This window comes from Nocardia sp. NPDC004278, assembly GCF_053602975.1.
This window is the reverse complement of sequence record NZ_JBSGEQ010000012.1, coordinates 1-25590: the sequence shown is the minus strand read 5'-3', so window position 1 is coordinate 25590 and position 25590 is coordinate 1. Positions and strand designations below refer to the sequence as shown.

General features: G+C 65.8%; 29 protein-coding genes, 2 pseudogenes and 1 riboswitch. Of the genes and pseudogenes, 15 read left to right on the top strand and 16 right to left on the bottom strand.

Annotation, left to right across the window (positions count from 1 at the left end; genetic code table 11):
- Nucleotides 1-125: 125 nt before the first annotated feature.
- The 3 genes from ACWEO2_RS19775 (at nucleotide 126) to metX (ending at nucleotide 3619) form a co-directional block, all read left to right on the top strand.
- Complete coding sequence (locus tag ACWEO2_RS19775; protein WP_452406637.1) at nucleotides 126-878, top strand: TetR family transcriptional regulator; 753 nt, start codon at nucleotides 126-128, stop codon at nucleotides 876-878.
- A 43-nt stretch (nucleotides 879-921) separates the two neighbouring features.
- A riboswitch (SAM riboswitch) is annotated at nucleotides 922-1032 on the top strand.
- 86 nt (nucleotides 1033-1118) lie between these two features.
- A complete protein-coding gene (locus tag ACWEO2_RS19770) occupies nucleotides 1119-2468 on the top strand; it encodes a bifunctional o-acetylhomoserine/o-acetylserine sulfhydrylase (RefSeq protein WP_354960170.1) in 1350 nt (449 codons plus the stop codon).
- Nucleotides 2465-3619, top strand: coding sequence for a homoserine O-acetyltransferase MetX (metX, locus tag ACWEO2_RS19765; RefSeq protein ID WP_452406636.1), 1155 nt, complete (start codon nucleotides 2465-2467; stop codon nucleotides 3617-3619). The genes ACWEO2_RS19770 and metX overlap by 4 nt, the downstream gene beginning before the upstream one ends.
- Before the next feature lie 133 nt (nucleotides 3620-3752).
- Here the strand turns inward: metX and ACWEO2_RS19760 are convergent, their stop codons facing one another.
- Both ACWEO2_RS19760 and ACWEO2_RS19755 read right to left on the bottom strand, forming a co-directional pair.
- Nucleotides 3753-4184 (bottom strand): hypothetical protein, encoded by a 432-nt coding sequence (locus tag ACWEO2_RS19760; protein ID WP_452406635.1) that lies wholly within the window; start codon nucleotides 4182-4184, stop codon nucleotides 3753-3755.
- Nucleotides 4185-4248: 64 nt separating this feature from the next.
- On the bottom strand, nucleotides 4249-4932 hold the full coding sequence (locus tag ACWEO2_RS19755; protein ID WP_452406634.1) for a TetR/AcrR family transcriptional regulator: 684 nt from the start codon (nucleotides 4930-4932) through the stop codon (nucleotides 4249-4251).
- A gap of 163 nt (nucleotides 4933-5095) precedes the next feature.
- Between ACWEO2_RS19755 and ACWEO2_RS19750 the strand changes: the two genes are divergently transcribed.
- Nucleotides 5096-6043 (top strand): oxygenase MpaB family protein, encoded by a 948-nt coding sequence (locus ACWEO2_RS19750; protein WP_452406633.1) that lies wholly within the window; start codon nucleotides 5096-5098, stop codon nucleotides 6041-6043.
- 199 nt (nucleotides 6044-6242) lie between these two features.
- Here ACWEO2_RS19750 and ACWEO2_RS19745 read toward each other — a convergent pair whose 3' ends face one another.
- On the bottom strand, nucleotides 6243-6620 hold the full coding sequence (locus ACWEO2_RS19745; RefSeq protein WP_452406632.1) for a winged helix-turn-helix transcriptional regulator: 378 nt from the start codon (nucleotides 6618-6620) through the stop codon (nucleotides 6243-6245).
- Nucleotides 6621-6689: 69 nt separating this feature from the next.
- Between ACWEO2_RS19745 and ACWEO2_RS19740 the strand changes: the two genes are divergently transcribed.
- The 4 genes from ACWEO2_RS19740 to ACWEO2_RS19725 all read left to right on the top strand — a co-directional run bounded on the left by ACWEO2_RS19740 (nucleotide 6690) and on the right by ACWEO2_RS19725 (nucleotide 10100).
- Nucleotides 6690-7334 carry a nitroreductase family protein gene (locus ACWEO2_RS19740; protein WP_452406631.1) on the top strand — a complete coding sequence of 215 codons (645 nt, stop codon included), beginning with the start codon at nucleotides 6690-6692 and terminating at the stop codon, nucleotides 7332-7334.
- Nucleotides 7335-7466: 132 nt separating this feature from the next.
- Nucleotides 7467-8459 (top strand): zinc-binding dehydrogenase, encoded by a 993-nt coding sequence (locus tag ACWEO2_RS19735; RefSeq protein ID WP_452406630.1) that lies wholly within the window; start codon nucleotides 7467-7469, stop codon nucleotides 8457-8459.
- Between the two features lie 75 nt (nucleotides 8460-8534).
- Nucleotides 8535-8843, top strand: a complete 309-nt coding sequence (locus ACWEO2_RS19730; RefSeq protein ID WP_452406629.1) for an EthD family reductase — start codon at nucleotides 8535-8537, stop codon at nucleotides 8841-8843.
- 261 nt (nucleotides 8844-9104) lie between these two features.
- On the top strand, nucleotides 9105-10100 hold the full coding sequence (locus ACWEO2_RS19725) for an RNA polymerase subunit sigma-70 (protein ID WP_452406628.1): 996 nt from the start codon (nucleotides 9105-9107) through the stop codon (nucleotides 10098-10100).
- Nucleotides 10101-10133: 33 nt separating this feature from the next.
- Here the strand turns inward: ACWEO2_RS19725 and ACWEO2_RS19720 are convergent.
- A pseudogene (locus ACWEO2_RS19720) lies at nucleotides 10134-10299 on the bottom strand (serine/threonine protein phosphatase); the annotation flags it as partial.
- A 311-nt stretch (nucleotides 10300-10610) separates the two neighbouring features.
- On the opposite strand from ACWEO2_RS19720, the gene ACWEO2_RS19715 reads away from it, so the two are divergent.
- Entirely contained in the window at nucleotides 10611-11126 is a 516-nt protein-coding gene (locus ACWEO2_RS19715; RefSeq protein ID WP_452406627.1) for a hypothetical protein, read from the top strand.
- A gap of 39 nt (nucleotides 11127-11165) precedes the next feature.
- Here the strand turns inward: ACWEO2_RS19715 and ACWEO2_RS19710 are convergent, their stop codons facing one another.
- Nucleotides 11166-11411 (bottom strand): DUF3017 domain-containing protein, encoded by a 246-nt coding sequence (locus ACWEO2_RS19710; protein WP_354960176.1) that lies wholly within the window; start codon nucleotides 11409-11411, stop codon nucleotides 11166-11168.
- A 286-nt stretch (nucleotides 11412-11697) separates the two neighbouring features.
- Here ACWEO2_RS19710 and ACWEO2_RS19705 point away from each other — a divergent pair, with 286 nt between their 5' ends.
- Both ACWEO2_RS19705 and ACWEO2_RS19700 read left to right on the top strand, forming a co-directional pair.
- Nucleotides 11698-12243, top strand: coding sequence for a carboxymuconolactone decarboxylase family protein (locus ACWEO2_RS19705; RefSeq protein WP_452406626.1), 546 nt, complete (start codon nucleotides 11698-11700; stop codon nucleotides 12241-12243).
- Between the two features lie 131 nt (nucleotides 12244-12374).
- Complete coding sequence (locus ACWEO2_RS19700) at nucleotides 12375-12626, top strand: hypothetical protein (protein ID WP_452406625.1); 252 nt, start codon at nucleotides 12375-12377, stop codon at nucleotides 12624-12626.
- Nucleotides 12627-12782: 156 nt separating this feature from the next.
- Here ACWEO2_RS19700 and ACWEO2_RS19695 read toward each other — a convergent pair whose 3' ends face one another.
- Genes ACWEO2_RS19695 through ACWEO2_RS19685 form a run of 3 tightly spaced genes read right to left on the bottom strand, consistent with a single transcriptional unit; the run spans nucleotide 12783 to nucleotide 14429 of the window.
- Nucleotides 12783-13679 (bottom strand): helix-turn-helix domain-containing protein, encoded by an 897-nt coding sequence (locus ACWEO2_RS19695; RefSeq protein WP_452406624.1) that lies wholly within the window; start codon nucleotides 13677-13679, stop codon nucleotides 12783-12785.
- Nucleotides 13616-14122, bottom strand: a complete 507-nt coding sequence (locus tag ACWEO2_RS19690; protein WP_452406623.1) for a DUF6879 family protein — start codon at nucleotides 14120-14122, stop codon at nucleotides 13616-13618. Before ACWEO2_RS19690 ends, ACWEO2_RS19695 begins: the two co-directional genes overlap by 64 nt.
- On the bottom strand, nucleotides 14100-14429 hold the full coding sequence (locus ACWEO2_RS19685) for a hypothetical protein (RefSeq protein WP_452406622.1): 330 nt from the start codon (nucleotides 14427-14429) through the stop codon (nucleotides 14100-14102). Before ACWEO2_RS19685 ends, ACWEO2_RS19690 begins: the two co-directional genes overlap by 23 nt.
- A 222-nt stretch (nucleotides 14430-14651) precedes the next feature.
- On the opposite strand from ACWEO2_RS19685, the gene ACWEO2_RS19680 reads away from it, so the two are divergent.
- A complete protein-coding gene (locus ACWEO2_RS19680; protein WP_452406621.1) occupies nucleotides 14652-14879 on the top strand; it encodes a hypothetical protein in 228 nt (75 codons plus the stop codon).
- A 536-nt stretch (nucleotides 14880-15415) separates the two neighbouring features.
- Here the strand turns inward: ACWEO2_RS19680 and ACWEO2_RS19675 are convergent.
- Nucleotides 15416-15658 carry a hypothetical protein gene (locus tag ACWEO2_RS19675; protein WP_452406620.1) on the bottom strand — a complete coding sequence of 81 codons (243 nt, stop codon included), beginning with the start codon at nucleotides 15656-15658 and terminating at the stop codon, nucleotides 15416-15418.
- Nucleotides 15659-15938: 280 nt separating this feature from the next.
- On the opposite strand from ACWEO2_RS19675, the pseudogene ACWEO2_RS19670 reads away from it, so the two are divergent.
- Both ACWEO2_RS19670 and ACWEO2_RS19665 read left to right on the top strand, forming a co-directional pair.
- A pseudogene (locus tag ACWEO2_RS19670) lies at nucleotides 15939-16133 on the top strand (carboxymuconolactone decarboxylase family protein); the annotation flags it as partial.
- A 46-nt stretch (nucleotides 16134-16179) separates the two neighbouring features.
- Nucleotides 16180-16644: a tRNA (cytidine(34)-2'-O)-methyltransferase gene (locus tag ACWEO2_RS19665; protein WP_452406619.1), complete on the top strand. Its 465-nt coding sequence runs from the start codon at nucleotides 16180-16182 to the stop codon at nucleotides 16642-16644.
- 20 nt (nucleotides 16645-16664) lie between these two features.
- On the opposite strand, the gene ACWEO2_RS19660 is transcribed toward ACWEO2_RS19665, so the two are convergent.
- The 4 genes from ACWEO2_RS19660 to ACWEO2_RS19645 form a co-directional block, all read right to left on the bottom strand.
- Nucleotides 16665-16889 (bottom strand): DUF167 domain-containing protein, encoded by a 225-nt coding sequence (locus ACWEO2_RS19660; RefSeq protein WP_452406798.1) that lies wholly within the window; start codon nucleotides 16887-16889, stop codon nucleotides 16665-16667.
- Nucleotides 16852-18057, bottom strand: coding sequence for a DUF4349 domain-containing protein (locus ACWEO2_RS19655; protein WP_452406618.1), 1206 nt, complete (start codon nucleotides 18055-18057; stop codon nucleotides 16852-16854). The genes ACWEO2_RS19660 and ACWEO2_RS19655 overlap by 38 nt, the downstream gene beginning before the upstream one ends.
- A 228-nt stretch (nucleotides 18058-18285) precedes the next feature.
- On the bottom strand, nucleotides 18286-21672 hold the full coding sequence (locus tag ACWEO2_RS19650) for an error-prone DNA polymerase (RefSeq protein WP_452406617.1): 3387 nt from the start codon (nucleotides 21670-21672) through the stop codon (nucleotides 18286-18288).
- A 68-nt stretch (nucleotides 21673-21740) separates the two neighbouring features.
- A complete protein-coding gene (locus ACWEO2_RS19645; protein WP_452406616.1) occupies nucleotides 21741-22196 on the bottom strand; it encodes a hypothetical protein in 456 nt (151 codons plus the stop codon).
- A gap of 154 nt (nucleotides 22197-22350) precedes the next feature.
- Between ACWEO2_RS19645 and ACWEO2_RS19640 the strand changes: the two genes are divergently transcribed.
- Nucleotides 22351-23331 carry an SDR family NAD(P)-dependent oxidoreductase gene (locus ACWEO2_RS19640; protein ID WP_452406615.1) on the top strand — a complete coding sequence of 327 codons (981 nt, stop codon included), beginning with the start codon at nucleotides 22351-22353 and terminating at the stop codon, nucleotides 23329-23331.
- 119 nt (nucleotides 23332-23450) lie between these two features.
- On the opposite strand, the gene ACWEO2_RS19635 is transcribed toward ACWEO2_RS19640, so the two are convergent.
- The 3 genes from ACWEO2_RS19635 to ACWEO2_RS19625 form a co-directional block, all read right to left on the bottom strand.
- Nucleotides 23451-24368 carry a sucrase ferredoxin gene (locus ACWEO2_RS19635; protein ID WP_452406614.1) on the bottom strand — a complete coding sequence of 306 codons (918 nt, stop codon included), beginning with the start codon at nucleotides 24366-24368 and terminating at the stop codon, nucleotides 23451-23453.
- On the bottom strand, nucleotides 24368-24610 hold the full coding sequence (locus tag ACWEO2_RS19630; protein WP_452406613.1) for a hypothetical protein: 243 nt from the start codon (nucleotides 24608-24610) through the stop codon (nucleotides 24368-24370). The genes ACWEO2_RS19635 and ACWEO2_RS19630 overlap by 1 nt, the downstream gene beginning before the upstream one ends.
- A gap of 93 nt (nucleotides 24611-24703) precedes the next feature.
- Nucleotides 24704-25456 carry an alpha/beta fold hydrolase gene (locus ACWEO2_RS19625; protein ID WP_452406797.1) on the bottom strand — a complete coding sequence of 251 codons (753 nt, stop codon included), beginning with the start codon at nucleotides 25454-25456 and terminating at the stop codon, nucleotides 24704-24706.
- Nucleotides 25457-25590: the final 134 nt, after the last annotated feature.

The window sequence follows — 25590 nt, the reverse complement described above, 5'->3', positions numbered from 1 at the left end:
CTAGCCGTCTGAAGTCGTGCAGTCATCCTGTCATCGACAGACATTTGTCGTCAAGAGAAAAATGTCGCACTCGGACATTTGGCCGTAAAGGACACAAAATGTCCCGATTGCGATAGCATGGGGACATGCTCGAGTCATCAACGCCGATCGTCGCGAGCGCCGCGGCCAACGATGCTGTGCGCGCCACAGCAAACCAAAACCCAGGTTCGTCTCCCGGCGGCGCGAGCGTGGGATTGCGCGAACGCAAGAAGCAGCAGACCCGGCTGCGCATCATCGAGGTCGCATTGGACCTGTGCGACGCACAGGGATTCGACGCGACGACGGTCGAGCAGATCGCGAACGGCGCGGACGTATCACCGCGCACCATCAACCGATACTTCGACAGCAAAGAGGACATCGTCCTCGGGCCGGTCAAGGATTTCGGCCTGGCCATCGCCGAATGCCTGCGCGGACTTCCGGTCACCGGCAATGAACTGCAATCGCTGCGCGAGGCATTCCTGCAGGTCGTCGATCACGCCGCGAAAAGTGTCGATGGCCCCATCTCGTTCCGGCGCTTCCAGCAGATGCAGCGGATCCTGCGCAGCAGCCCGACGGTCAGCGCGCAGAGCATGGAACTCGCCGACGATAAGAACGTCGCGATCGCCGAAGTGATCGCCGACCGACTCGACACCCAGCCCAACGCGTTGCCGGTCCGCCTGGTCGTCGGCGCCTGGCAGCTGATCGGTCATCTCAGCATGGAATGCTCGAACTCGATCTTCGAGGATGCCGACGCCTCGGCCGCCGCTGCCGACGCCCGCAATGCGTTCACCACATCATTCGACGAGTTCATGCGGGTATGCACCGGGCGCACCGACGCCGCCACGGCGGAAAACCGGTAACGGATTTCGGCCGACGACCGCACTCCGGTTACCATGTCGGTCAGGTCATGAGTGCCAGCGCGAAGCCCCGGCTTGCTGGACGGCAACCCTCCAGCTGCGGTGGGGTGCTCCGGGTGATGACCGGGCTCTCGAAAGCCGAGAGCAAGCGCGCACTTCAGGAGGTTCCCGCCATGTGTTGTTGTTGTACGTCACCCGCATCCCATTGAAACCTGCTGGCGAACAACCTCTTTGGAGCAAGTCATGAGTGACCCCAACGCGTCCGCGACCGATATCGACGCCGCCGGAACCGATCCGGCGCAGTGGTCCTTCGAGACCAAGCAGATCCACGCGGGCCAGACCCCCGACGAGATCACCGGCGCACGCGCACTCCCGATCTACCAGACCACTTCGTACGCCTTCCGTGACACCGATCATGCAGCCGCGCTGTTCGGGCTGGCCGAGCCGGGCAATATCTACACCCGGATCATGAACCCGACCCAGGACGTGGTCGAGCAGCGCATCGCCGCCCTGGAAGGCGGTGTGGCCGCGCTGTTGCTGGCATCCGGTCAGGCCGCGGAGACCTACGCGATCCTCAATCTCGCGGCCGCTGGCGATCACATCGTCTCCAGCCCGCACCTCTACGGCGGCACCTACAACCTGTTCCACTACTCGCTGCCCAAGCTCGGCATCGAGGTGTCCTTCGTCGAGGATCCGGACGACCTCGAGCAGTGGCGCGCGGCAATCCGGCCGAATACCAAGGCCTTCTACGGCGAGACTATCGCCAACCCGAGCAGCGCGATCTTCGATATCCGCGGCATCTCCGCGATCGCACACGCGGCGGGCCTGCCGCTGATCGTTGACAATACGGTCGCGACCCCGTACCTGATCCAGCCGCTGGCCCACGGCGCGGACATCGTCGTGCATTCGGCGACCAAGTACCTGGGCGGGCACGGTTCGGCGGTCGCCGGCGTGATCGTCGACGGCGGCACCTTCGACTGGACCGTGCGCGACGCGCAGGGTGAATCCCGCTTCCCCGGTTTCACCACCCCGGACCCGAGCTACCACGGCGCGGTCTTCGCCGATCTCGGCGCTCCGGCCTTCGCACTCAAGGCACGGGTGCAACTGCTGCGTGACCTCGGTGCGGCGGTATCGCCGTTCAACGCGTTCCTGATCAGTCAGGGCATCGAAACACTGAGCCTGCGGCTGGAGCGTCACGTCGCCAACGCACAGGCGGTGGCCGAATTCCTGAGCACACATCCGGCCGTGGAATCGGTGTTCTACGCGGGCTTGCCATCCTCGCCGTGGCATCGACGCGCCGCCGAGCTGGCGCCGAAGGGCGCGGGCGCGATCGTCGCGTTCGAGCTGCGCGGCGGCGTCGATGCGGGCAAGAAGTTCGTGGACGCGTTAGCCCTGCACAGCCATGTAGCTAACATCGGGGATGTGCGTTCTCTGGTAATCCACCCGGCGTCGACGACACACTCGCAGTTGACGCCCGCTGAGCAACTGGCCTCCGGCGTCACCCCTGGGCTGGTCCGGCTCGCCGTGGGTATCGAGGGGATCGATGACATCTTGGCCGATCTGCGAGCCGGTTTCGCGGCGGCCACGACGTGACTGTGAGTGCCGACCCGAGTACCGCCCGTTCGTCCGCGGTGGCCCTGCCGCCGCCGGACGGGCGGCTCGGCATCATCGCCATCGGGGATGTGCGGCTGGAGAACGGCGCGGTCATCCCGGACGTCCATCTGGCCGTGCAGCGCTGGGGCGAGCTCTCCCCCACGCTGGACAATGTGGTGCTGGTCGAGCACGCGCTGACCGGTGACTCGCACGTCGTCGGGGTGCCCGACGATATCCACCCGCTGCCCGGCTGGTGGGACGGCATGGTCGGCCCCGGTGCGCCGGTGGATACCGACGAATGGTGCGTCATCGCGACGAATGTGCTCGGCGGCTGCAAGGGCAGCACCGGGCCGTCATCGCTGGCGCCGGACGGAAAGCCCTGGGGCGCAAGGTTTCCGGAGATCTCCATCCGCGATCAGGTGACCGCGGAAGCGGCGCTGCTCGATCTGCTCGGCATCGAGCGCCTTGCCGCCGTCGTCGGCGGTTCGATGGGCGGCATGCGCGTGCTGGAGTGGATGGTCGGCACTCCGGAGCGGGTCGGATCCGCACTGGTGCTGGCCGTCGGCGCACGCGCCACCGCCGACCAGATCGGCACGCAGACAACGCAGATCGCCGCCATCAAGGCCGATCCGGACTGGCAGGGCGGCGACTATCACGACACCGACCGCGCCCCCATGACCGGCATGGGCATCGCCCGGCGCATCGCGCACCTGACCTACCGGACCGAGGGCGAACTCGATCACCGCTTCGAGAACCACGCGCAGGGCGATGAGGATCCGTGGCACGGCGGCCGCTACGCGGTGCAGAGCTACCTGGACCACCAGGCCCAAAAGCTCTGTAGCCGTTTCGATCCCGCCACCTACGTACTGCTCTCCGAGGCGATGAACCGGCACGATATCGGCCGCGGCCGCGGCGGTGTATCGGCCGCGCTGGCCGCCACCCCGGTCCCGTGCGTGGTCGGCGGTGTCGATTCCGATCGCCTGTACCCATTGCGAACCCAGCAGGAATTGGCCGACGGCCTCCCCGGCTGCGAAGGTTTGGAGATCGTGCACTCCCGCGACGGACACGACGGCTTCCTGACCGAAGCGGCAGCGGTCTCGAAGCTGCTGACCGAAACCGTGCGCCTGGCGCGGATCAGCCGCACCCGCTGAACTCTCGCCGCGATAGTCAGCGGTTCGACATCGGTGCTGCCACGCGACTCCGGTCTGTCCGCGAGCGGTTGGTCGGACAACAGCGCCCCGGGCCAGACTGCTGGGCCCGGGGGCTATTCGGCGTCCGAGTGGGTCAGCCGAAGCTGCCGGTGCTCGGCTTGCCGGTGACGTCGATGGTGATGATGTCGGTGGTGGAGGCGTAGTCGTGGTTGCCGGTTGGGCGGTCGAAGGCGCAGGCGCCGCGGACGTGTACCTGGCCGGTGGGGAGGTTGCCGTTGCCCAGGGAGGTCTGGACCATCTTGCCGTCGGCGATGGCGAAGGAGGTGGGGTTGTTGCCGCCGAAGATTTCGCCGGTGTCGGCGTTGTAGACCCAGCACACGCCACGGTCGTTCGGGTTGTGGAACTTCGCCGAGACGGTTCCCGTCAGCGCGAAGACCTCTTCCATCACCGGGGGCTCCAGCCCGCTGGCAGTGGCGGTGGCGCCCGAGCCGAAGGCGATTGCGAAGGCCCCAAGCGCGGTCAGCGCGAGTGCGGGAAGTCGTCGATCGGTCATGATCGAGATCATGCCATTTCCATCGGCGTGCCCATGTCTTCCGGGCTGGGAAATCTAATCGAGTTGGACCGCAACATTATTCAGCTCGCGGTGTGGCTGCGTCGGGCGCGCCGACGAGCAACTGCACGATGGAGCGGACGAAGCCTTCGAGTCGCTCGCGGGGGTATTCCTCGGGTGCGCTGACCGCGAGCCTGCCGAGCATTTCCGCAACGCTCAACAGCGAGTTCGTGAGCAGTCCGGAATCCATCCCCGCCCAGCGCGAATCGACCGCCATACCCATGCGCACCAGCGACTCGGCCTGATCGAAGACGCCGGTGCGCGAATCGACAAGTGCCGCACGGTATTCGTCGGGGGCAGTGCCCGGTCCGGCGAGGATCAGCCGCCAGCGCGTCGGATTCTCCAGTGCGACACCGACAAACGCTGCAACAGTCGCGGAGGCGACCACGACGGGATCCGCGCCGAGCAGATCGGTCGGCAGTGTCGCGGCCACCTGTTCCAGGCCGCGCTCGCGTTCGCGTTCCAATAGTGCGGCAACGAGTTCGGCGCGCGTCTTGAACACGGTGTACAGCACGGGTTTTCCGACACCCGCCTCGTGCGCGACCGCCTCCATGCTCAGTTCGTGCAGTTCCATTCGGCTCAGCACCGCGTAGGCGGCGTCGAGCAGTTGGGCGCGACGCTCGTCGGGCGGCAGGCGAGGCGCGTATCGCCGTCGCGGGCGGTCCGATGCGGCCTGCTTCGGCGCGGAATGCGATTCGGTCACTGTCGGTTCACCTCCATTCCGCGTCCATCCTGTCAGCACCGGCCAGGGATTCGGAATCCGTCCGCGGATAAATGCTACGGATGCGTTGTATTGTCCGATCACAATTGCTACGGTTGCGTTGCATTCGCCGCTCAGGGAAGGCGAGCAGGCAAAGGAGCAGCAGATGGCCTTCGATCCGACCACACTTCGCCGGGACGACTACGGTTTCTTCGGCCCGGATTCGCCCAGTTGGAAGATCTGGACTGCACCGACCGCCGTAATCGGCTTCCAGCGCGCGGTCGTCCTCGAGCATTTCGATCCATTTCTGACCGCGGCCGTCGCCGACTCGCAGGGCATCTACACCGATCCGCGCAGCCGCCTCGACCACACCTTCGCCTACTTCCTGCTCGTCGCGATCGCCGACGGCCGCACCGCCATCCAGGCCGCGGAACACCTGATGCAGGTGCACGCCCCGATGACCGGCATCGAACCGATCAGCGGTCAGCGCTACCGCGCGAACAGCCCGGAAACCCAGCTGTGGATCCATATCACCGGCTGGCATTCGGTACTCAAGGCTTATGAGGTCTTCGGACCAGGGCCGCTCGGCCCCGAGCAGGAGGCGCGCTACTGGCAGGAGTGCGCGATCGCCGCCGAGCTGCAGACCTGCAAGCCGGAGGAGGTGCCGCGCTCGCGCGAGGAGGTGCGCGCCTACTTCGCGAAGGTCCGCCCGCGCCTGTGCACCTCCGAGCGTGCCGAGGAGGGCATGCATCACCTGCTGTGGACCTCCCCGCACAATGGCGCCGGGATCAGCTATGCCCTCGGCAGTCGGTTGCTATCGATGGCTTCGATTGCCACGCTGCCGAAGTGGATGCGTAAGCTCGGTCGCTTCGATCGGCCCGGAATCGTGGATCTAGCGGCTCGCCCGGCCGCCAAGATCATCGTGTGGGGCACGAAGGCGTTCAACTCGTTCGGACTGATCGTCGCCGCGCCGTACATCGCGCCGATGGCGGGTCAAATTCTGCAACAGCATCTGAAGGGCGAATCGCCGACGCGACCGGAGACGGTTACGCCGAGCGAGGCGCGGCAGTTGTACGGCGGGCGCGGACGGCGTGCGGTCGCCGAGGCGGGCTGATCCGAATCCGTTCGGGGACAATAGAATATGAACCGGATGGCCCGGCGCGATCACGATGCGCCGGGCCATTCGGTCAAGATGGCTTGCACGCGTTATGGATTCGCCTCGAGATCCGTCTTGCTTTGCACTGAGTCGCGGAACGCAGCGTAGCGGCATCTGCGAGATACGTTGCGCGGCTGCCGAATCCGTATTCCTACGGTCAGCCCACAGCGCGGCGGCGAGCTTCCTCGATACGATTGATATTGACCTCGATCCAATCGCGCAGCGCGGCGATGGGAGTACGCAGGCTGTGGCCGAGGTCGGTGAGGTCGTAGTCGACGCGGGGTGGAACCGTGGGATGCACTGTGCGCGTGACGAATCCGTCGGTCTCGAGTTGCCGCAGCGTTTGGGTGAGCATCTTCTGCGAGATGCCCTCGATGCGGCGGTGCAGATCGGTGTAGCGCATGGTGCCGTCGGCGAGGGCGTCCACGATCAGCACGGTCCATTTGCCCGCGACATGGTCGAGTACCTGTCGGGTAGGGCATTTCGCCGAGTAGACATCGGCAGGCAGCCCACTGGCCTCGATCACCGTACGCACTTTTCGGAGTGTAGCGCACTATCAAGTGCTGTCTTCCCAATAGTGCGCCACTCTCCAATAGTAAGAATCATGAACGCACAGACACTTTCGGTTCCCGCCGCGATCCGCACTCGCCGCACCACCCGCCACTACCGCCCGGATCCGGTGCCGCCCGAACTGCTCGCCGAACTGCTGGATCTGGCGGTGGAGGCGCCCACCGCATGGAATATGCAGGACCGTTCGATCGTGGTGGTGACCAGCGCATCCGGTCGCCACGAACTGTCGAACGCCGCCTTCGGCCAGCCGCAACCGCTGGAGGCGCCGGTGGTGCTGGTCTTCGTTGCCGAGACGGCAGCCTGGGCGGCGGAGAACGCCGATATCGCCGAACTGGCCGGTCGCAATGGCGCGTGGAATGCGGAGTTCACCGCGATGTTCGCCGCGCGCGCCGAATTCCACTCGCTGCGCGAGCGCGGACTGCTCCGGGAGAACGCCGTGAAGAATGCGATGATCGCCGCGACCTACGTCATGCTCGCCGCCACCAGCCTCGGTCTGTCCTCCGCGCCGATGAACGGCTGGGACCCGGACCTGGTCAAGCAGGCCATCGGCATCGATGACCGTCCCGACCTCGCCATCGCGGTCATGGTCGCGGTCGGCTACAGCGACACCGCCCCACCGCACCCGGGCCGTCGCCCGCGCGAGCGCACGGTATTCACCGAACGCTATCCGTCGAGCTGACTCCGCATTCGGCGCTGATACGTCGGGGCAGCCGATTCCTTTCCGCAGCGGCCGGGGTCTACATGGTTGGAAGGAGCGGCCCGCTGGACGGGCCGGTCTCGATCACGCACCGAGAAAAGAAGGCTGATCACGATGAGCATCCCCGCCACCATGCGCGCCCTGCGGCAGACCTCCCTCAACGGTCCACAGGACATGTGTCTGATCACCGACGCGCCGGTGCCGGTGCCCGGCCGGGGCGAGGTCCTGATCCGGGTCGGCGCCGCGGGCGTCAACTTCGCCGATATCTCGCGGGCCTACGGCACATTCCTGGGCGGCCCGCGGCCGCCGTACCTGGCGGGTTTCGAGGCTGCCGGCGAGGTCGTAGCCGTGGGCGACGCGGTGACCGGCCCGCAACCGGGAGCCCATGTCGTCGGCGTCGGCGACGGTGCTTTCGCCGAGTACATGGTGCTGCCCGCGGCCGCGGCAGTGCCGGTGCCCGCGGGTTGGACGGCACCGCAGGCGCTGGGTCTGGTCGTGAACTGGCCCACCGCGTTGGCAGCACTCAGGCCTCTGGGCGGCATCGCCGCAGGGCAGACCGTGCTGATCCACGCCGCGGCGGGCGCGACCGGCCAAGCCGCGGTCAGGATGGCCGAGCACTACGGCGCGACGGTCATCGCCACCGCTTCGCCGGGCAAGCACGAGACGGTGCTGGCACTGGGCGCCGACCACGTCCTGGACTCCCTCGGCGGCGACCTCGCTGCCGAGGTGCTGCGGCTGACCGGCGGCGCCGGTGCCGATCTGGTGTTGGAGTCGGCGGGCGGGGCCACCTTCGCCGCCAGCCTGGCCGCCACCAAGCGGGTCACCGGTCGGGTCGTCGTCTACGGCGTGGCGGGCGGCGAAGCCGCGATCACCAACTGGGAGCTGGTGTACAAGCATCAGGTCCACATCATCGGTCTCAATATCGGCGTGCTGATCCAGTCGGCACCGCAGCTCTTCGGTGAGCTCATGGGTGAGCTGTCCGCGCTCATCGCCGCCGGCGTGCTCACCCCTGGCCGCCCGACCACGTACGAACTGGCCGACGGCTCGAAAGCGCTCACGGAACTGGAAGCCAGGGCCACCGTCGGCAAACTGGCTCTGCTGCCCTGAAACCCCAGCCATCCCTCGAGCTGAGGAGCGGAATTAGTGAGCACAGAAATGCAGAACCGGCAGACCACCGCGCAGATGGCGCGATTCGTGGTGATGTACGACAAGCCGTCGGATATCGAGGCGTTCGAACGTCACTATCGCGAAGTTCATATTCCGCTGGCCAAGCAGCTTCCCGGCCTGCGGCGATACACGATCAGCCACGATGCGACGCCGGTGATCGGCGAGCCCTGCTACCTGGTGGCAATGCTCGACTGGGATGACATGGAATCGCTTGGCGCGGCGCTGGGCTCCGAAGCCGGCGACAGGACGGCCGAAGACGCCATCACGAATCTGTCCCGATACACCACGATTCGCGGCATGATCGTTCAACTCGAAGACACGTGATCACCCCCGCGCTCTGCCGGTGACGTCACGGGCGGTTGCCTCCGCCTGAATACCGGCTGACCTGCGGTTCGATTCCTTCGCCGCGGCGTGGCGGTCGTAATGGGCGACGGTCCCGACCAGCGGGGCCGGTCGTGAGAAGGAGCAGCCCATGGTGAGCAAGCAGTCGATGGTGGTGCAGTTGTACCGGCGGTTGACGGTTCCGACGGCGGACCTGTGCTGGACGGCCCGACGCCGACCCGCGGACCGGCTCAGGCTCGCCGCATGACGTCGCACGCGCGGACGGCACCGAACCGAGACCACTTCGCCGCCGAGACCGAGCGGTTCCGCCGGGAGCTGTTGGCGCACTGCTACCGCATGGTCGGCTCGGCGCACGATGCCGAGGATTTGGTGCAGGAGACCTATCTGCGGGCGTGGCGGTTCTACGGCGGCTTCGACGGCCGCGCCTCGATTCGGTCCTGGCTCTACAAGATCGCCACCAACGTCTGCCTGACGTCGTTGCAGCGGCAGCGGATCCGGGTGCTGCCCTCGGGGTTGACCGGTCCCTGCGACGGACCCGACCGTCCGCCGAGTTCCGTTGCGCCGGGCGAGGTCTCTTGGCTGGAACCGCTGCCGGACAGCTGGATCGTCCCGGCCGACGACGATCCGGCCGCAGTGGTGGTCGCACGCGAGTCGCTGCGGCTGGCACTCATCGCAAGCCTGCAGCACCTGCCCGCCCGCCAACGCGCGATCCTCATCCTGCGCGAGGTGCTGGCGTTCTCCGCGGCCGAGACCGCGGAGATCCTCGACACCACCACGGCCGCGGTCAAGAGCGGTCTGCAGCGCGCCCGCGCTCGGCTCAACGAGCTGGAGCCGGAGCCCGAGGAACTGCTCGAACCAACCGACCAGCGGGCACGCGCGCTACTCGACGGCTATATCGCGGCCTTCGAGCGCTCCGACGCCAACCTTTTGGAACAGGTGCTGCGGACGGACGCAACGCTGGAAGCGACGCCATTCCGCGAATGGCAGGCGGGCCGGGCGATGTGCATCCACATGCTCGACGCATACGTGCTCGGCACGCCGGGCGACTGGCGGATGATCCCCACCACCGCCAACGGCCAACCGGCAGCCGTTGTGTACCGCAGGGACGGGGATGGCGAACTCCGGGCGAGCGGCACCGTGGTGCTGTCCCCGACCGCCGCCGGTGTGTCCCGGGTGATCGCGTTCGAGGATCCCGCACTGGTCGCGACGTTCGGATTCCCGAATGTGCTCGCGGACTGACCCTGGCTCGGCGTAGCGACGGCACACCGGGGCGACCGCCAGCACGATCCAGCGCAGCCGGTGGGATTTACTCGGCGGCGGCGTCTCGGGCGTGGCGGCGGCGCGGCTCTGCCCGCGGTGGACGCATCGCCGCGGCGCGACCGGCGTCGGTATTCGGCGGCGGGGTGTCCTCGTCCTGACCGGAGGCCGCACCCACGACGCGGTGCATGCTCGGCGGCATGCCGCAAGAACGAGCCTGCGGGGCTGGTCATCGGCGCAGCACCCGATGGAGGGCGTTCCGCCAGTGGGTTACGTCGGGAGGGGTGGGGTCGCGAGGTGAAAGTCGTTGCGCCTCAGCCGACATCGCGGAATGGCGGTGACGCATAGGCTGCACCTCGGCCTATGGATGCCGCCTTGACGGGGCGAGTCGCCGATGGGCAGACTGGGCCGATATCGCGCCCGGGCGAGTCGACGGGCATTCCGGTTCATGGACGAAATTGGGGGTAGACCATGGGTATTCACCGTGCCGTCATGACGTTCGCGCTGCTGGGCGCGGTATTCACCGGTGCGACAGCGTGCTCGGACGAGCCCGCCGCGACGAGCCCGGTAGCGGTGTCGACCACGGCGGCCCCGGCGCCGACCGTCCTCGGCCCGCTCGGCTTCGGCAAGCTGCAACTCGGGATGAACCGCGCCGAGGCCGAGGCCACCGGGGAAATCGCTGCCTTCGCCGACACCAACGATCCGCCCGGCTGCGGCCGATACACCGCGCGCGCGGGCTGGCAGGGCTTTACCAATACCGGCGAAATAGTCGCGATCATGCCCGGCAGGCTTGTGGCCCGCACCCCCGAGGGCATCGGCGTCGGCTCCACCGTCGACGAAGTCCGCGCCGCCTATCCCACGCTCGAGATCGGCTACAACTGGAGCTCCGCCGCGGTCCCCGACCACTCCGCACACTATGGCTTCCTCGGCATCTACCGGAATATGCCGGCCGATGCCAAGGTCACCCAGCTGATGCTCTACAACGACAGGGACACCTGCCACAACTAGTGTGTCGGCACCGCCGGATACGGCGAAAGTCGTTGCGTCTCAGCTGACACCGAGGGTGTTGATGGTGGCGGCGATGAAGACGATGGCGGCGCCGAGGATGCTCAGCGCGGCAACATCGAAGGGCTTGCTACGCACCGCGAGCAGTCCGACCCGCGCGGTCGGCAGGCACAACCGGAATGTGGCCGCGAGCAGTGTCGCACCACCGAAGAACAGCGCACCACGACGCCACCGGTCCCAGGCCACGAAGACGACCGCGAGCAGAATGACCGCCGTCACAACCAGCATCGGCAGGTGGCAGCGCAGGAACTGCTCACCAGGGCTGTTCCTGTCGGACTGCCGCTCGCTGGCAGTCGAGTCCACGTCGGTCACGCCCCGATTCTTGCAGACGGCCCGCAGCCGCTCACAGCAGTACGATGCGTCGGCGCATCCACGCACCGAGTGGCCGTTCATAGCTACTGTCCCGCAATAGGTTTCGTGGCGAGTGACACGTGTGCAATCAGACATTGCCCTCACCTACTACACGGCGTAGTTTCAACATGAAGAATCCATCCGGCACAAGGGGGCACGGACAATGCGAGCACTGACCCGGATTCGGCACTATGTACGGGCGCTTCGGCAGGCGAAACGGAACCGATCCGACCTATTCGGCTGGCTCATCCGCCGCCCACAGATCCTGCTCGGCACGGTCGGCTACGAGACGGCAATGCTGTTCAGCAACCAATTGGATCCGAAGCTCAAGGAACTGGCCGAACTGAAGACCGCCGGGCTGGTGAACTGCGAGTTCTGCCTGGATATCGGCTCGGCACTGGCGCAATCGAACGGTCTCACCGAACAAAAGCTCGTAGACCTGCCGCGCTACCGCACCAGCGATGCCTACACCGACCTGGAAAAGCTGGTCATCTCCTTCGCCGAAGCCATGACCGTCACCCCCGCCGTCGGCATCGACGACCTGCGCACCCAATTGCTGATCCACCTGTCCAAGGCGCAGTTTGCCGAGTTGGCGGCCACCATCGCCTGGGAGAACCAGCGCGCCCGGCACAACCAGGGGCTCGGCGTCCGCCCGACCGGTATGGCCGAAGCCGGGGCATGCGCCCTGCCGGAGCGCCCGGCGAAGTAGACCACGCCGTTCCCGGCCAGCCCGACCGACCTGGTTGACTGCACTGGTGTTTCACGATTAGAACATCGTCTACGGTTTGAATCATTGATGGCGCGGGCGCGGACGGTGGCCCGCCCTTAAGAGTCAGTGTTATGACCGCAGCGCATGACTACGACGACCTGCACAGCCTGGTCGATCGGCTCACGCCGGACCAAGCACATGCACTGCGCGCCGTCGCCCTACAACTAGTCGTCTCCGATGCCACTGAACGTAGCCCAGTAAGTGAACTGATCGGTGAGCGGCGCAGGCGTCTCTCCTTCACAGGCTTGATGCATGCCGAGTCCGATCTCGCCGCGAAGTCAGAGGAAGTCCTGCGCGAGGAACGTGGCGGGCAAGCCGAGTGATCGTCTGCGACACAAGCCCACTCGTTGCAGTGCTCACTCCGAGAACATCAACTGGGAGACGAGGGGTTACCCGGATACCCCGAACCGTGACGGACGTGCCCAGAATCGAAATTGGAGCCTTTTACGGGGCTCCGGGAGCGCTGGCGCTTGGGCCTATTAACGGGCTCTGGAATCGAGAGCCTTACGGATCAAAGCGCGGGCGGCCTCACCTGTAACCGATTGACCGGCAAGCACATCGAACGCCCGGCCGTACTGGGCTATCTCCCTCGGCTGAGTAACCGTAATGCTCGCTGTGTGACCTTCAACCTTCACCAATCGGTTGTCGTACATGAAAAAGTTCTCGACTATAACCAGTCCGTCATACTGTCGCGGGACGATTCCCACGGTCACGCGCGCCATTCCGATAACCGAGTACAGCCGGTCGAGTTGACCAAGCATCACTTGGTCGTTCCCGACAGTGGTGTACAACGATTGTTCAGCTAAAAGGATATGGAACCGCTTACCGGGCTGGTATAAGACTCTTTGACGTTCCATCCTCTTAGCTACCGCCGCGTCTACGTCATCGGGTATCTCATAGAACGAAACAACATTACGCATCAATGCAGTTGCATAGTCCGCGGTTTGAAGCAAACCCGATACAATCATCGGTTCCCAATTACGGATAAGCCCCGCCTGCGATTCGAGTTTCAGGGTTTGTTGTTGACGGTTTTTCATACCGGAACTAAGGGCCTGTCGCCATTCGACATACGCGGAGTCGATATGATGCAGGGCGGCTAGCAAGTCTTCGAGCTGATCGTTAGCGCCGGAGAGTTTGCAATACGCGCGTATATCCACATCTGACGGGCGTAGCTTCCCGTATTCAATCTTTGAGATACGCGACTCATGAACGCCCAGGTGAGCGGCAAGCTCCCGACCAGAGACCCCTCCGCGTCTGCGTAGCTCGCGAAGACGTTTCCCGAAAGCTTGCCGCTGTTCCTGTACTGAACTTGTCACTGCACGTACTCGGTGTACAGCGTCGACATGCCCCACAGCCGTTCTTTGATCCGGAGGCATTGACCAACAATTACGGGGTCGGTGGTCACCGCTGAACTACCGGTGCCCCGACCATCTTTGTCTGACAAGTTGAAGGCAACTGCTTTGTTGTCCAGCAACCAATAATCATCGGTAGGGACTCCCCCGGCGAGATGCCGGGGTAAATACCTGATTTCCTCGCCAGCTTCCACGTTCAATCCGGCGATAACCAGTGACCAGCGTTGATAGTCCGTGTGTGGAACCGTGACGACTCGTACCCGACTCATGGATACTCCGCGCCCGGTCAATTCCTGCACGAACCGGTACCAATCTTGGAACCACTCACGGTAGTCGTATGGTTCGTTAGCGATAAACGCCCGGAACGCTTCATCTTCATCGGGCACCCCGTACGTGTCCTGAACTTCTAGGTGGAATGCCTCGGTTTGGCATTCCCGGAGTAGTTCAGTCGTCGGTCGGAGTTCCAAAGTACGTCCTCTCTTTCCGTGGCACTTCGATTGCCGTTTCGTAGGTTTCCATCGTGAGCTGATCGAGCGTGTCCGAGTCTGTGAGCGGTGCGCCGGACACGGTGAACGTGCCTCGGCCAGTATCGGTGAGCGTGGCACCGATGTACGTGCGTGGCTGAAGGTATCCGGTCAGCAAGTGCGGTATCTCTACCGTCTCTGGCCGATCGGTTCGCCAACCGAGCACTACATAGGTGTCCTGGTCGGTGGCGAACAGCGAGGGGCAACCATCCTTGTTCGATCCACCTTTGCCAAGGAACGTTAAGCGCATAGCCGTACCTTTCGTCTAGGTGTGTGCCACTACTTGCGGCCTACATGTCTCATGGTGCCGCGTAGGTGTCCACTTCGCACCAGAACAACAGCAGTATTGGCAAGTAGTGGCACATTCGTGGACCGGCTGGGGAGTTGGTTCGTAGCTTCGGTGTTGGCCCCCGTGACATGTGGCGACAACCGGTCACGGGGTGCCTACCAACATCGGACTACAGGAGTCGAGATGGACGGGCGCACACGACTGTTCGTGTTCCCAGGCGGGTTGTTGGAGGTCGCCGACAACGGCGATACCGACGGATCGGTGTACCTCGAGCCGCTGACGCCAGACGATCGTGTTCTACCACAACGGGTTCCGGGTGCCGCCCTCGTGAATCACCCGGTCGGCCCTGCTGAACCTGCCGACGCCGAGACGTGCGCCGAGGTACTTCGATTGCTCCGAGATCTGCCCTGATCGCGCTCGGCTGGGTTGTCGCGATCGGGCTACCGCTGGCGGTGTTCGCTGTGGCGGTGTTCTGGCCTGAGCGGATACCGAAGGACCGGACCGTTAGCGGAATCCGCGCGCGGATCGAGTGCGAGGACACGGGCCAGATGCAGCCCGATGTATCACGGGAGTACTGATCGACTGCCGGCTGGTCAGCCTATTTTAGAATGGGGAAAAACGTTGCGGTACAGCCTTTCTCGTCTAATCATCATCGTCGTAGCGCTCGGCGCGACGCTGACTTCCGGCAACATCGCGAGCGCTGATCCGTGGTTTACAGAGGCTGAGAAGCCCATATGTGACAACGGGTTCAGCCCTTGGACTACACCGACGGTTTTGCCGCCCAAGATCGAAGGCTACGGCTGGGCGAAATGCGATCTCCCTGCTGATGGGGACCCCGGTCTTACACACAACTACTACCTGAGCTTGCAGCGCCGTAACTCGTCTGGTGGCTGGGATTCCGTGGGTGAACACATCCGAACCAGCCTCGTGCCGTGGTCCCGTCAGACCTACACGGCCAGTGCGCCTTGCTCGGCCGGATACTGGCGGATCGTCTCGTCGGTGAGCGGTACCATCCAGGGCAGGCAATACGGGCCAATCGAAACCGCATCCGATTCACGGGTCGTCACAGCGGCTGAATGCGGATAGAGGGGTATGACATGGATCTGCCGAATGGACGCCGTTACGCCGAGTACATCGGCCCAGTCAGCACGCGCGAGCGGGTAACCGGTTTGGTGCGTGCGCTGTCGCATGCATTGCCGCGTCGGCGGAAACTGCATCCGCAGGATGCGGGCGGCGGGTACCAAGGCGTTCGCCGCGAGTTCGGCAGGTGGGTTGTGCGACCGATGACCGGCCCTGGTTCTCGCCGTTGGGTCAGCAAGCCGCATTACGCGACCCGTGCTATTCCCGCGCACGATCGCGAAGCGGCAACTAACTGGATGCTCGAGACTCTCGGGCTCTGACAAGTCCGACATAGAGCTCCTGGCAGCTTGCGAGCCGCCAGGAGCTTTGTCGTATACCTACCCAGGACACGCCACCCCCGCCGTCGGCATCGACGACCTGCGCACCCAATTGCTGACCCACCTGTCCAAGGCGCAGTTTGCCGAGTTGGCGGCCACCATCGCCTGGGAGAACCAGCGCGCCCGGCACAACCAGGGGCTCGGCGTCCGCCCGACCGGTATGGCCGAAGCCGGGGCATGCGCCCTGCCAGAGCGCCCGGCGAAGTAGACCACGCCGTTCCCGGCCAGCCCGACCGACCTGGTTGACTGCACTGGTGTTCCGTCTGATGTTTCACGAGCCAGTCATCCCGGGTAATACCGGCAATGCGATTCGCCTGGTCGCCGGAACGGGGTGTGAGCTGCATCTGATCGAGCCATTGGGGTTCGATCTTTCGGAGGCGAAGTTGCGGCGGGCGGGATTGGACTACCACGATCTGGCTTCGGTGACGGTGCACAAGAATCTCGCGGCGGCATGGGATGCGGTGCGGCCCGAGCGGGTGTTCGCGTTCACGACGCAGGCGAGCAGGCGGTATACGGATGTGGCGTATCGCGAGGGTGATGTGCTGCTGTTCGGCACCGAACCGACGGGGTTGCCCGCGGAGGTGCTCGACGATCCGCACGTCACCGACCGACTGCGCATTCCGATGCTGCCCGGTCGCCGCTCGATGAACCTGTCCAATGCCGCCGCCGTCACCGTGTACGAGGCTTGGCGCCAATCCGGTTTTACGGGCGCGGTATAACGCCTGTGCCGGAATGAGTTTCAGCGGTCGACCTCGAAGCGTTTGAAGCGCGAGGTCGCGCCTGCGGCGAGGCGGACGGCCGATTTGGGAACGCCGTAGTGTTCGGCTAGGAGTTCGATGGCGGCCTTGTTCGCCTTGCCCTCCACGGCGGGAGCACGGACGTACAGCTGCAGGGTGCCGTCGTCGAGGATTTCGACGAGTGGGCCCTTACGGCTGTTCGGTTTGATCGTCGCCCTGACCACCATCGGCACCTGTATCTCCTATCGTCCCAGTACTTTTCGCCGCCCCAGCGCCTTTCGCCGTGTCAGTGCCTTTCGCCTTGTCAGTGCCTTTCGGCGTGTCAGTGCCCTTCGCCTTGTCAGCGCCTTTCGCCTTGTCAGCGCCTTTCGCCTTGTCAGCGCCTTTCGCCTTGTCAGCGCCTTTCGCCGTGTCAGCGCCCGCACCCGTCCCGGCACTCACACCTGAATCGGCACCTTCCGCTGCCGTTGCGCCAGCACGGACCGGCGCTGCGGAGGTTTCGGACCCGCCGGTGGATTCTTCCGGACTCGCGGCCCCGCCCTTGCGCGCACGCCGTATGCCCCGCACCACACCCCACACCACCGCGCCGATCGCCACGACGAACCCGAGCCATGGAATCGCCTTCCCGGTGAATACGACCGCATCCTTCAGCCAATCCACCAGTGAATGCCAGCCGGAGACGATGCCGTCCCAGAAATTGGACGGACCCGCATCGGACTTCTTGTCCTCGGTGGTGATTTCGATGGTGAGCGTGGACAGCGCGACCTGATCGTCGAGATGGCGCTTCTGCGCGGTGAGGCTGTCGAGTTCGCCTTGACGACTCGACAGCGCCTGTTCGGCGGCAATGAGATCCGCGGTATTGGTCGCCCCGGCGATGAGCGCGCGCAGCCGGTCGACCGAGGCCTGCAGCGCCTTGATCCTGGCGTCGAGGTCTTCCCACTGCATGGTGACGTCATCGCGGTTGGTGCTCATCCGGGTGACCCGGCCGACGCCACTGAGGCCGTCGATGAATTTATCCGTCTTATCCGCGGGCACCCGAACGGTGAGCGTGGCCTCTGGATCGGTGTCGTCGGTCCCCGGCTGCTCGGTGCGGCTGTCGACCCGCCCGCCGACCTCGCGCACCCGATCGGTCACCTGACCGGCCGCCTTGATCGGATCCCCCGCGGTGATATCGACGCTGCCGGTAATGACCTCCTTGCGCGACTCGACGGTGTTCCCGCCGGTATCGCCCTTCGCCGGGGATCCCTCGCGCAGGCTCGGCGGCGGCGCCATCGGCGCGATGGTCGCCATGCTCGACCGCCCCGAACCGGTACTGTCGCCGCCCTTCTCATCACCACAGCCGACCAGCAACGTCACACCCAGCAGGCCGATCACCAGCACAGCAAGCTTCCGCATGGACGCAGGGTAGCCGCTGTAGTGCATTCGGTCACGAAGCTCGTCGCGGGCCGTCCCCCGAGGTCGGAGCCATACCGACCAGTTCGACGGGGAATCGTTCGATCTGATCGGCGAGCGGCGGCCAGATCGGATATCTTCCGCCTCGACGAGGGCAAGCTGGTCGAACACTGGGATGTCATCCAGCCGGTCCCGGAGCAAGCCGTCGATGCAAACGGAATGTTCTGAGCATCAACGGAAGTCGCGCGACTTCGAGTCGACGCGGAGGTCCATGCGCTGTAGATGTTCGGCGACGACGCTGACCGCGCCCTCGGCGTTCTGGACCCGGCCGCGAATGAGCAGGGCGGTGGCGCTCTGGGCCAAGCGGCGGTAGCGGGTCCAGAGGCCGACGGAGCAGACGACGTTCACCATGCCGGTTTCGTCCTCCAGGTTGAGGAAGGTGACACCGGCGGCGGTGGCGGGGCGCTGGCGGTGCGTGACGGCGCCGCCGACCAGGACACGCGAGCCGTCGGGCACATCGAGCAGTCCGGCGGCCGGGATGACGCCGAGCGCATCCAGTTGGGGGCGTAGGAATTCGGTGGGATAGCTGCCCGGAGAGACGCCGGTGGCCCAGACATCGGCGGCGGCCAATTCGAGTTCGCTCATACCGGGCAGGGCCGGTGCGGTGGTGGCGGCGCCGGTGCCGGGGAGACGGTCGGGGCGCTCGCCCGCCGCGGCGCCCGCCGCCCACAGCGCCTCGCGGCGGGTGCTGCCGAGACAACCCAAAGCGCCTGCGGTGGCGAGGGATTCGGCTTGAGCAACGGTGAGTTCCACCCGTCCGGTCAGGTCGAGAAATGAGGTGTATGGACCCGTCGAGCGGGCGGCGACAATGCGTTCGGCAAGGTCGGTGCCGATGTGCCGGATCGCCGCGAGACCGAGACGCACCTCCGTACCGCGGTTTTCGAGGGTGGGTTCGGCACGGCTGGCGTTGATATCGGGGCCGTGCACCAGAACGCCGTGCCTGCGGGCGTCGGCAACCAGCGACTGCGGGGAGTAAAAACCCATCGGCTGGGCGCGCAGCAGTCCGGCACAGAAGGCCGCCGGATGGTGCAGTTTGAACCATGCCGAGTAGAACACGATCGAGGCGAAGCTCTGCGAATGGCTTTCCGGGAAGCCGAAATTCGCGAAGGCGTAGAGCTTCTCGTAGATGCGGTCGGCGACCTCGCCGGTAATGCCGTGCAGATCGCGCATGCCTTGATACAGCCTGCCCTTGAGGCGCTCCATGCGTTCCGGGGAGCGTTTGGAACCCATGGCACGGCGCAGCTGATCGGCCTCGGCGGCGGTGAAACCGGCGACATCGATGGCCATCTGCATGAGCTGTTCCTGGAACAGCGGCACGCCGAGCGTGCGTTCCAGCGAATTCTCCAGCGCCGGATGGTCATAGCGCACCTTCTCGAGGCCATTGCGGCGCCGGATGTAGGGATGTACCGAGCCACCCTGGATCGGGCCGGGGCGGATCAGCGCCACCTCGACCACCAGGTCGTAGAACTTCCGCGGCCGCAGTCGGGGCAGGGTGGCCATCTGCGCCCGCGACTCCACCTGGAACACCCCGACCGAATCGGCGCGCGAAAGCATGTCGTAGACGGCGGCTTCGGTCAGGTCCAGCTTGTGCAGCTCAACCGTTTCACCCATGTGCTCGTGCACCATATCGATCATGTAGTGCAGCGCGGAGAGCATGCCGAGGCCGAGCAGGTCGAACTTCACCAGATCTATTGCGGCACAATCGTCTTTATCCCACTGCAGCACGCTGCGACCGGGCATGCGCGCCCACTCGACCGGGCAGACATCGGCGATGGGCCGGTCACAGATCACCATGCCACCGGAGTGGATGCCCAGATGCCTCGGCAGACCCTCGATTTCGGCGGCCAGCTCCAGCACTTCGGCGGGAATATCGGTGCCGTTCTCGGTGCCGACTCCCGTCCAGCGGCTGACCTGCTTACTCCAGGCATCCTGCTGTCCAGGCGAAAAGCCCAGTGCGCGTGCGGCATCGCGGACCGCGGACTTACCGCGATAGGTGATCACATTCGCCACCTGAGCGGCATACTCCCGGCCGTACCTGGTGTAGACGTGCTGGATCGCTTCTTCGCGGCGATCGGATTCGATATCGACGTCGATATCGGGTGGGCCGTCGCGCTCGGGTGCGAGGAATCGTTCGAACAGCAGGTCGGCGGCGACCGGATCGACATTGGTGATGCCGATCGCATAGCAGACGGCCGAATTGGCCGCCGAACCCCGGCCCTGGCACAGGATGTCATTGTCCTTGCAGAAGCTGACGATATCGTGCACCACCAGGAAGTAGCCCGGAAACTTCATCCGGTTGATGATCGCGAGTTCGTGCTCGATCTGCCGATACGCCTTGGGATTTCCCTCCGGCGGGCCGTAGCGCCGGGCTGCGCCCGCCAGGGTGAGTTCACGCAGCCACGACGCCTCGTCATGACCATCGGGCACATCGAACGGCGGCAGCTTCGGCGCGATCAACTTCAGATCGAAGGCACATTCGCGGGCCAGCGTCACCGCATTCGCCACCGCCTGCGGACAGGCGGCGAACAACTGCGTCATCTCCGCACCGGAGCGCAGATGCGCGCCGCCGGTCGGCGCCAGCCAGCCAGCGATCTCGTCGAGGCTCCGGCGCGCCCGGATGGCCGCGAGCGCCATCGCGCGGCGACGCTGCGCGGGTGCGGCGAAATGGGCTCCGGTGGTGGCCAATACGGGCAGGCCGAGGCGGTCGGCGAGGGCGATCAGGAGGGCGTTGCGTTCGTCGTCCTCGGGGATGCCGTGGTGGGTGAGTTCCACGCTCACCCGGTCGCTGCCGAAACGCTCGGTCAGATCGCGCAGCGCGGCCTCCGCCCGCACGAGCCGGGTATCCCCCGCCCGCAGATCGTGGTCGAGGGCTTGGCGCACATGACCTTTGCGGCAGCCGGTCAGGATGTGCCAGTGCCCGTCCGCCGCCGCGGTGAGCGCGTCCAGGTCGTAGCGCAGGATGCCCTTCTCACCCGCGGCCATATGCGCTGCCGCGATCTCGCGGGACAGGCGACGGTAGCCCTCTTGGCCGCGGGCCAGGACCAATAGATGCGGACCTGCCGGATCCGGCGCACCGGTACGCGGCATCGAATCCGGGGCGCCCGCATGGCCCTCGGCCACCGGACCACGCACGGACCGACCGCGCCGCACGGACTCCGAGCCACCCTGCGATCCGAGCGACAACTCCGATCCGAAGACCGTCGGCATACCCCATTCCCTGGCCGCCTCGGCGAAGCGCACGGTTCCGTAGAAGCCGTCGTGGTCGGTGAGCGCAATCGCCTCCAGCCCCAGCCGCACCGCCTCCTCCACCAGTTCCTCCGGCTGACTCGCACCGTCGAGAAAGCTGTAGGCCGAATGCGCGTGCAACTCGGCGTAGGGCACCGCCGGTGCACCGGTTGGTTCGACCGGCTCGGCCCGATACTCCCCGCGCTTGCGCGACCACGCCGGACTGTCGCCACCGTCGCCCGGATACATCGCGTCCGGATTCGTCCGGCCGGGACGCCCGGAGAGCACCCGCTCCATCTCCGCCCAGGTCGGCGGGCCGTTGCTCCAACCCATGACACATCATCTCCTCACATAGTCGAACATACATTCGAATTGCGCAGGAGGTGCGGACACCCGCCGAATCAGGCGGCCGGGAGCGGCTCCGTCGACTTCCCAGCCAGCGCGGCCTCGACCTTGTCCAGACTCGAGCGGATCACGGCGCCATAGGCGTCGTTGGCGAGGACATCGAGATGGCCCCGCGCGATGGTCAACTGCATATAGGCCACATCGAAGTCACCCACGCGACGATGACTGTCGGCGAGGTTCAGGTAGAGCGAGGGCAGGAATCCGCGTAGCCCCTCATCGAGCGGAACGCCGGGGCCGAATACCGCGGCCAGCGCGCGCTGATCCCAGCGCAGCGCATCTTGGGCCGCATTCTGCAGATCGGCAAGGTGATGCGCAATCACACAGCGCTGCAACGGATCTCCACCGTCGCCGAGCTCGTCCCACAATCCCTCCAGCATTCGCCGCGCCGCCTCCGGATCACTGCCGGAGAGCCGCACCGCGGCAAAGATTTCCGCCATCCGATCGTCCGCCATGCGCAGAGTATCGCACATATGTTCGATAGATTCGAGGCCGACTCGAACACCTCGGCGCGCCCCCGGTTCGAACGCTCGACGTGACGAACCGCACTTGGCAGGTAAACTTACTTCAGAGTAAGTTCATGCCAACTCGACCTGCAAAGGAGCAGCGATGACCCGAGCTTCCGCTGACGACACCCACCTGCGCGGGCAGATCCGGCGCAACCGCGACCTCACGGGGCGGCATGTGCTCATCACCGGCGCGTCCTCCGGCATCGGCCGGGCCGCCGCGCTGGCCGTCGCGGATAAGGGCGCCATCGTCTTCCTGCTCGCCCGGCGCGCCGACGAACTCGCGGCCGTGGTCGAGGAGATCCGGGCCGAGGGCGGCACCGCCTACGGATACCAATGTGACGTAACCGATTCCGATTCCGTCGACCGCACCCTCGAGACCATCCTGGACGAGTACGGCCACGTCGACATGCTGGTGAACAATGCGGGCCGCTCCATCCGCCGCGCCATCCACCGCTCCACCGACCGGCTGCACGATTTCGAACGCACCATGGCGGTCAATTACTTCGGCGCACTGCGATTGACACTGGCACTGCTGCCGCAGATGCGCGAGCGCAAGTTCGGCCACATCGTCAATATCAGCAGTGCCGGCGTGCAGGTGGCCACCCCGCGCTTTTCCGCCTATCTCGCCAGCAAGGCGGCGCTGGACAAGTTCACCGAGGTCGCCGCGGTCGAAACCATGGCCGACGGCGTCACCTTCACCACCATCCACATGCCGCTGGTGCGCACCCCGATGATCGCACCGAGCGGTGACCAGGGACCGTCGGAATCGCCCGAATGGGCGGCGGCCACCATTGTGCGCGCGCTGACCGAACGGCCCAAGCGCATCGACGTACCGCTGGGCACCTTCGCCGAATACGGCGCGCTGCTCACCCCGAAGATTCGCGACCGCATCCTGCACCGCTACTACCGCGCCCTGCCCGATTCACCCGCCGCCAAGGGCGAGCAGGTGGATGCCGCGGACGACGAACCCGCGCAATCCCCTGCTCCGCAGCGTGAACCCCGCCCGCTGTCGACCGCCCGCCGGGTTACCGGCACCGCCGTGCGCCGCGCCGCCCGCTGGGTCCCCGGCACCCACTGGTGATCCCGCGACCTTCATCCCGCAGGGGGCGATAAAGGTCGCCGCGAACGGGATATGGCCGCGGTGGCTTTCGAAGACCGCCGCGGCCATGTCCCGTTCGGCGTTCTCAGCCGGAGACGCAGTCAGCCTGTGGTCAAGGGCTGGATCCGGTCGGCGACGAGCGCGGTGACCGGTTTCGGGGCGGCACCGCAACTGGCCTGGCGCGGAGGCAATCCGACGGTACGAACTGTCACGCGCCAGCGGCGGCCGTCGCGATGGGTTACCACCGCGACCCCGGCGAGGGTGGGATCGGTTGCGGTGGAGTCGGTTTCGAGTCCGACGGTGAGATCACCGACGCCCGCCGAAACCTGTTCGCGTACCGCGATTTCGGCGACCTGCTCGACCGGCCCATGCCCGCTGCGACCGCGCAGACCGGCCAGCGAGACGGTGCCGCGGCGCGCGGCCTCGACCGCCGCGATGGCGGCCGCGGTATCGACGCGGCCATAGGTCAGACCGGAGGGCAGCAGCACCATGGCCGGAGCGAAACGATGGCCGCCGGTGTGCGAGCATTCCCAGACCTGGTCCGGATAGTCCGCGGCCAGATTCGCGGCGACCGGGCGGCCGAACAGCGCACAGCATTGATCGCGTTTCCCGTGCGCGCAGACCAGTATCAACGGATCACGCACGGGCGCGCCGATTCCCGGCGGCGGTCCGTTCAACAGTCGCAGGTCCAGCTCGAGCAGCTGCTTCAGATCGGTGATCTCGAAGCGCTCACACCAGGAGCCCTGTGCACCCGAACTGGCGAGCAAAACCGTTCGGGTGCCGGTAAATTCGCTGCGGCCCGGGCGTCGGATCAGCGTCGGGCGCACCTTCGCCGCGGACGTGCGGGCGGCGAGTTCGGCGGTGATCTCCCGGCCGAGCACCTCGTCACCGATCACATCCCGCCCCCACGCACCCGGCTGCTCGACGCACAGCCACCCCGTCACCCGAGTTGCCGTGCCGGGCAGGGGCACATCGACCGCGGCCGCAGCCGAGCACAGCATTCCTTCGAATCCGGCCATCAGTCCGACGTCTGTCCGTCGGCGAACCGCTGTCCGAACTTCTCGATGCGCCGCGCCCTGGTCTCGGGTTTCCCGGCGTCGGCGAGCGAATAGCCGAGGTCGGCCCGCTGTTGGTTGCGTCCGGAGCCCTTTTCGGCGAAGCGCAGCCAGACCCCGTCCACCGAGGCGTGGTTGTCGACGGGACAGTCGCGGAACGACTGCTCGTCGGCGAGAAATAGAACCGGACGGTCTAGCACGGACATCGCTTCACTCTAGAATCCGCCACCCCGGGACCGCGCCACGCACGGCGAAATCCACGTCGATTGTGAGTCGGAACGCCGGGACCAGGGTGCGGCTCAGTACGCGGCGAGGAATGGCAGAACGGTGGCCTCGAATTCGCGGTAGCGGTCGCGGTGAATGCTGTGACCGCAACTGAAGGCGGCCATCGCGCAGTTCTGGATGGCGGTGCGCATGGTCGTCAGCTTTTCCGGATCGACCATGCCGCCGGGCCCGCCGCGCAGCACCAGGGTGGGCGCGGTGATATCGGAGAGCCGATCCCACCACTCCGGATTCGGTTTGCGGAACTGCTCGAGCGCGGTCCGCGTCATCGAGCGATCGAAGGCCAGCACCGCGCGTGGATGCCGGATCAGGCTGGTGGTGGCGTGCCAGAGTTCCGGAATCGTCGGAAAGCGACGGGTCAGCTTCACCTCTTCATCACCCGAGCGCAGCGGCATCGGGCACTCCTCGATGACCAGCCGCCGCACCAGCTCGGGCCGCTCCTGCGCGACACAGGAGACCGCATAACCACCCAGCGAATGCCCGACCAGATCCACCGAATCCAATCCGAGCCGGTCACACAGGTTCAGCAGGTCGGCGCCGAATTCGGCGAACAGATACGACTCGGTATGCGCACTACGCCCGTGTCCGCGCAGATCGGGAATGATGACCCGCCGCCCGGACCGCACCAATGTGTGCGCGAACCGATCCCAGGTATGCCCGTCCCCGCCCATGCCGTGCACCAACACGACCGGCGTGCCAGCGCCGACCGCGGAATCCCGATAGGCGATCTGCACGCCGTCGAACGCAGCCCTGGTCACCGTGAGATCCACGATTTCCGAGGTTACCGGCTCTGTTATCGGCCGCGCGGGCGCGGCGTGTTCGCGGCCCCCTTGGTCTCGCGTCCGAGCCGCCGAGACTCGCGCCTGCGGCGCATGCGCTTCGACGACTCGGACGCGAGACGGGC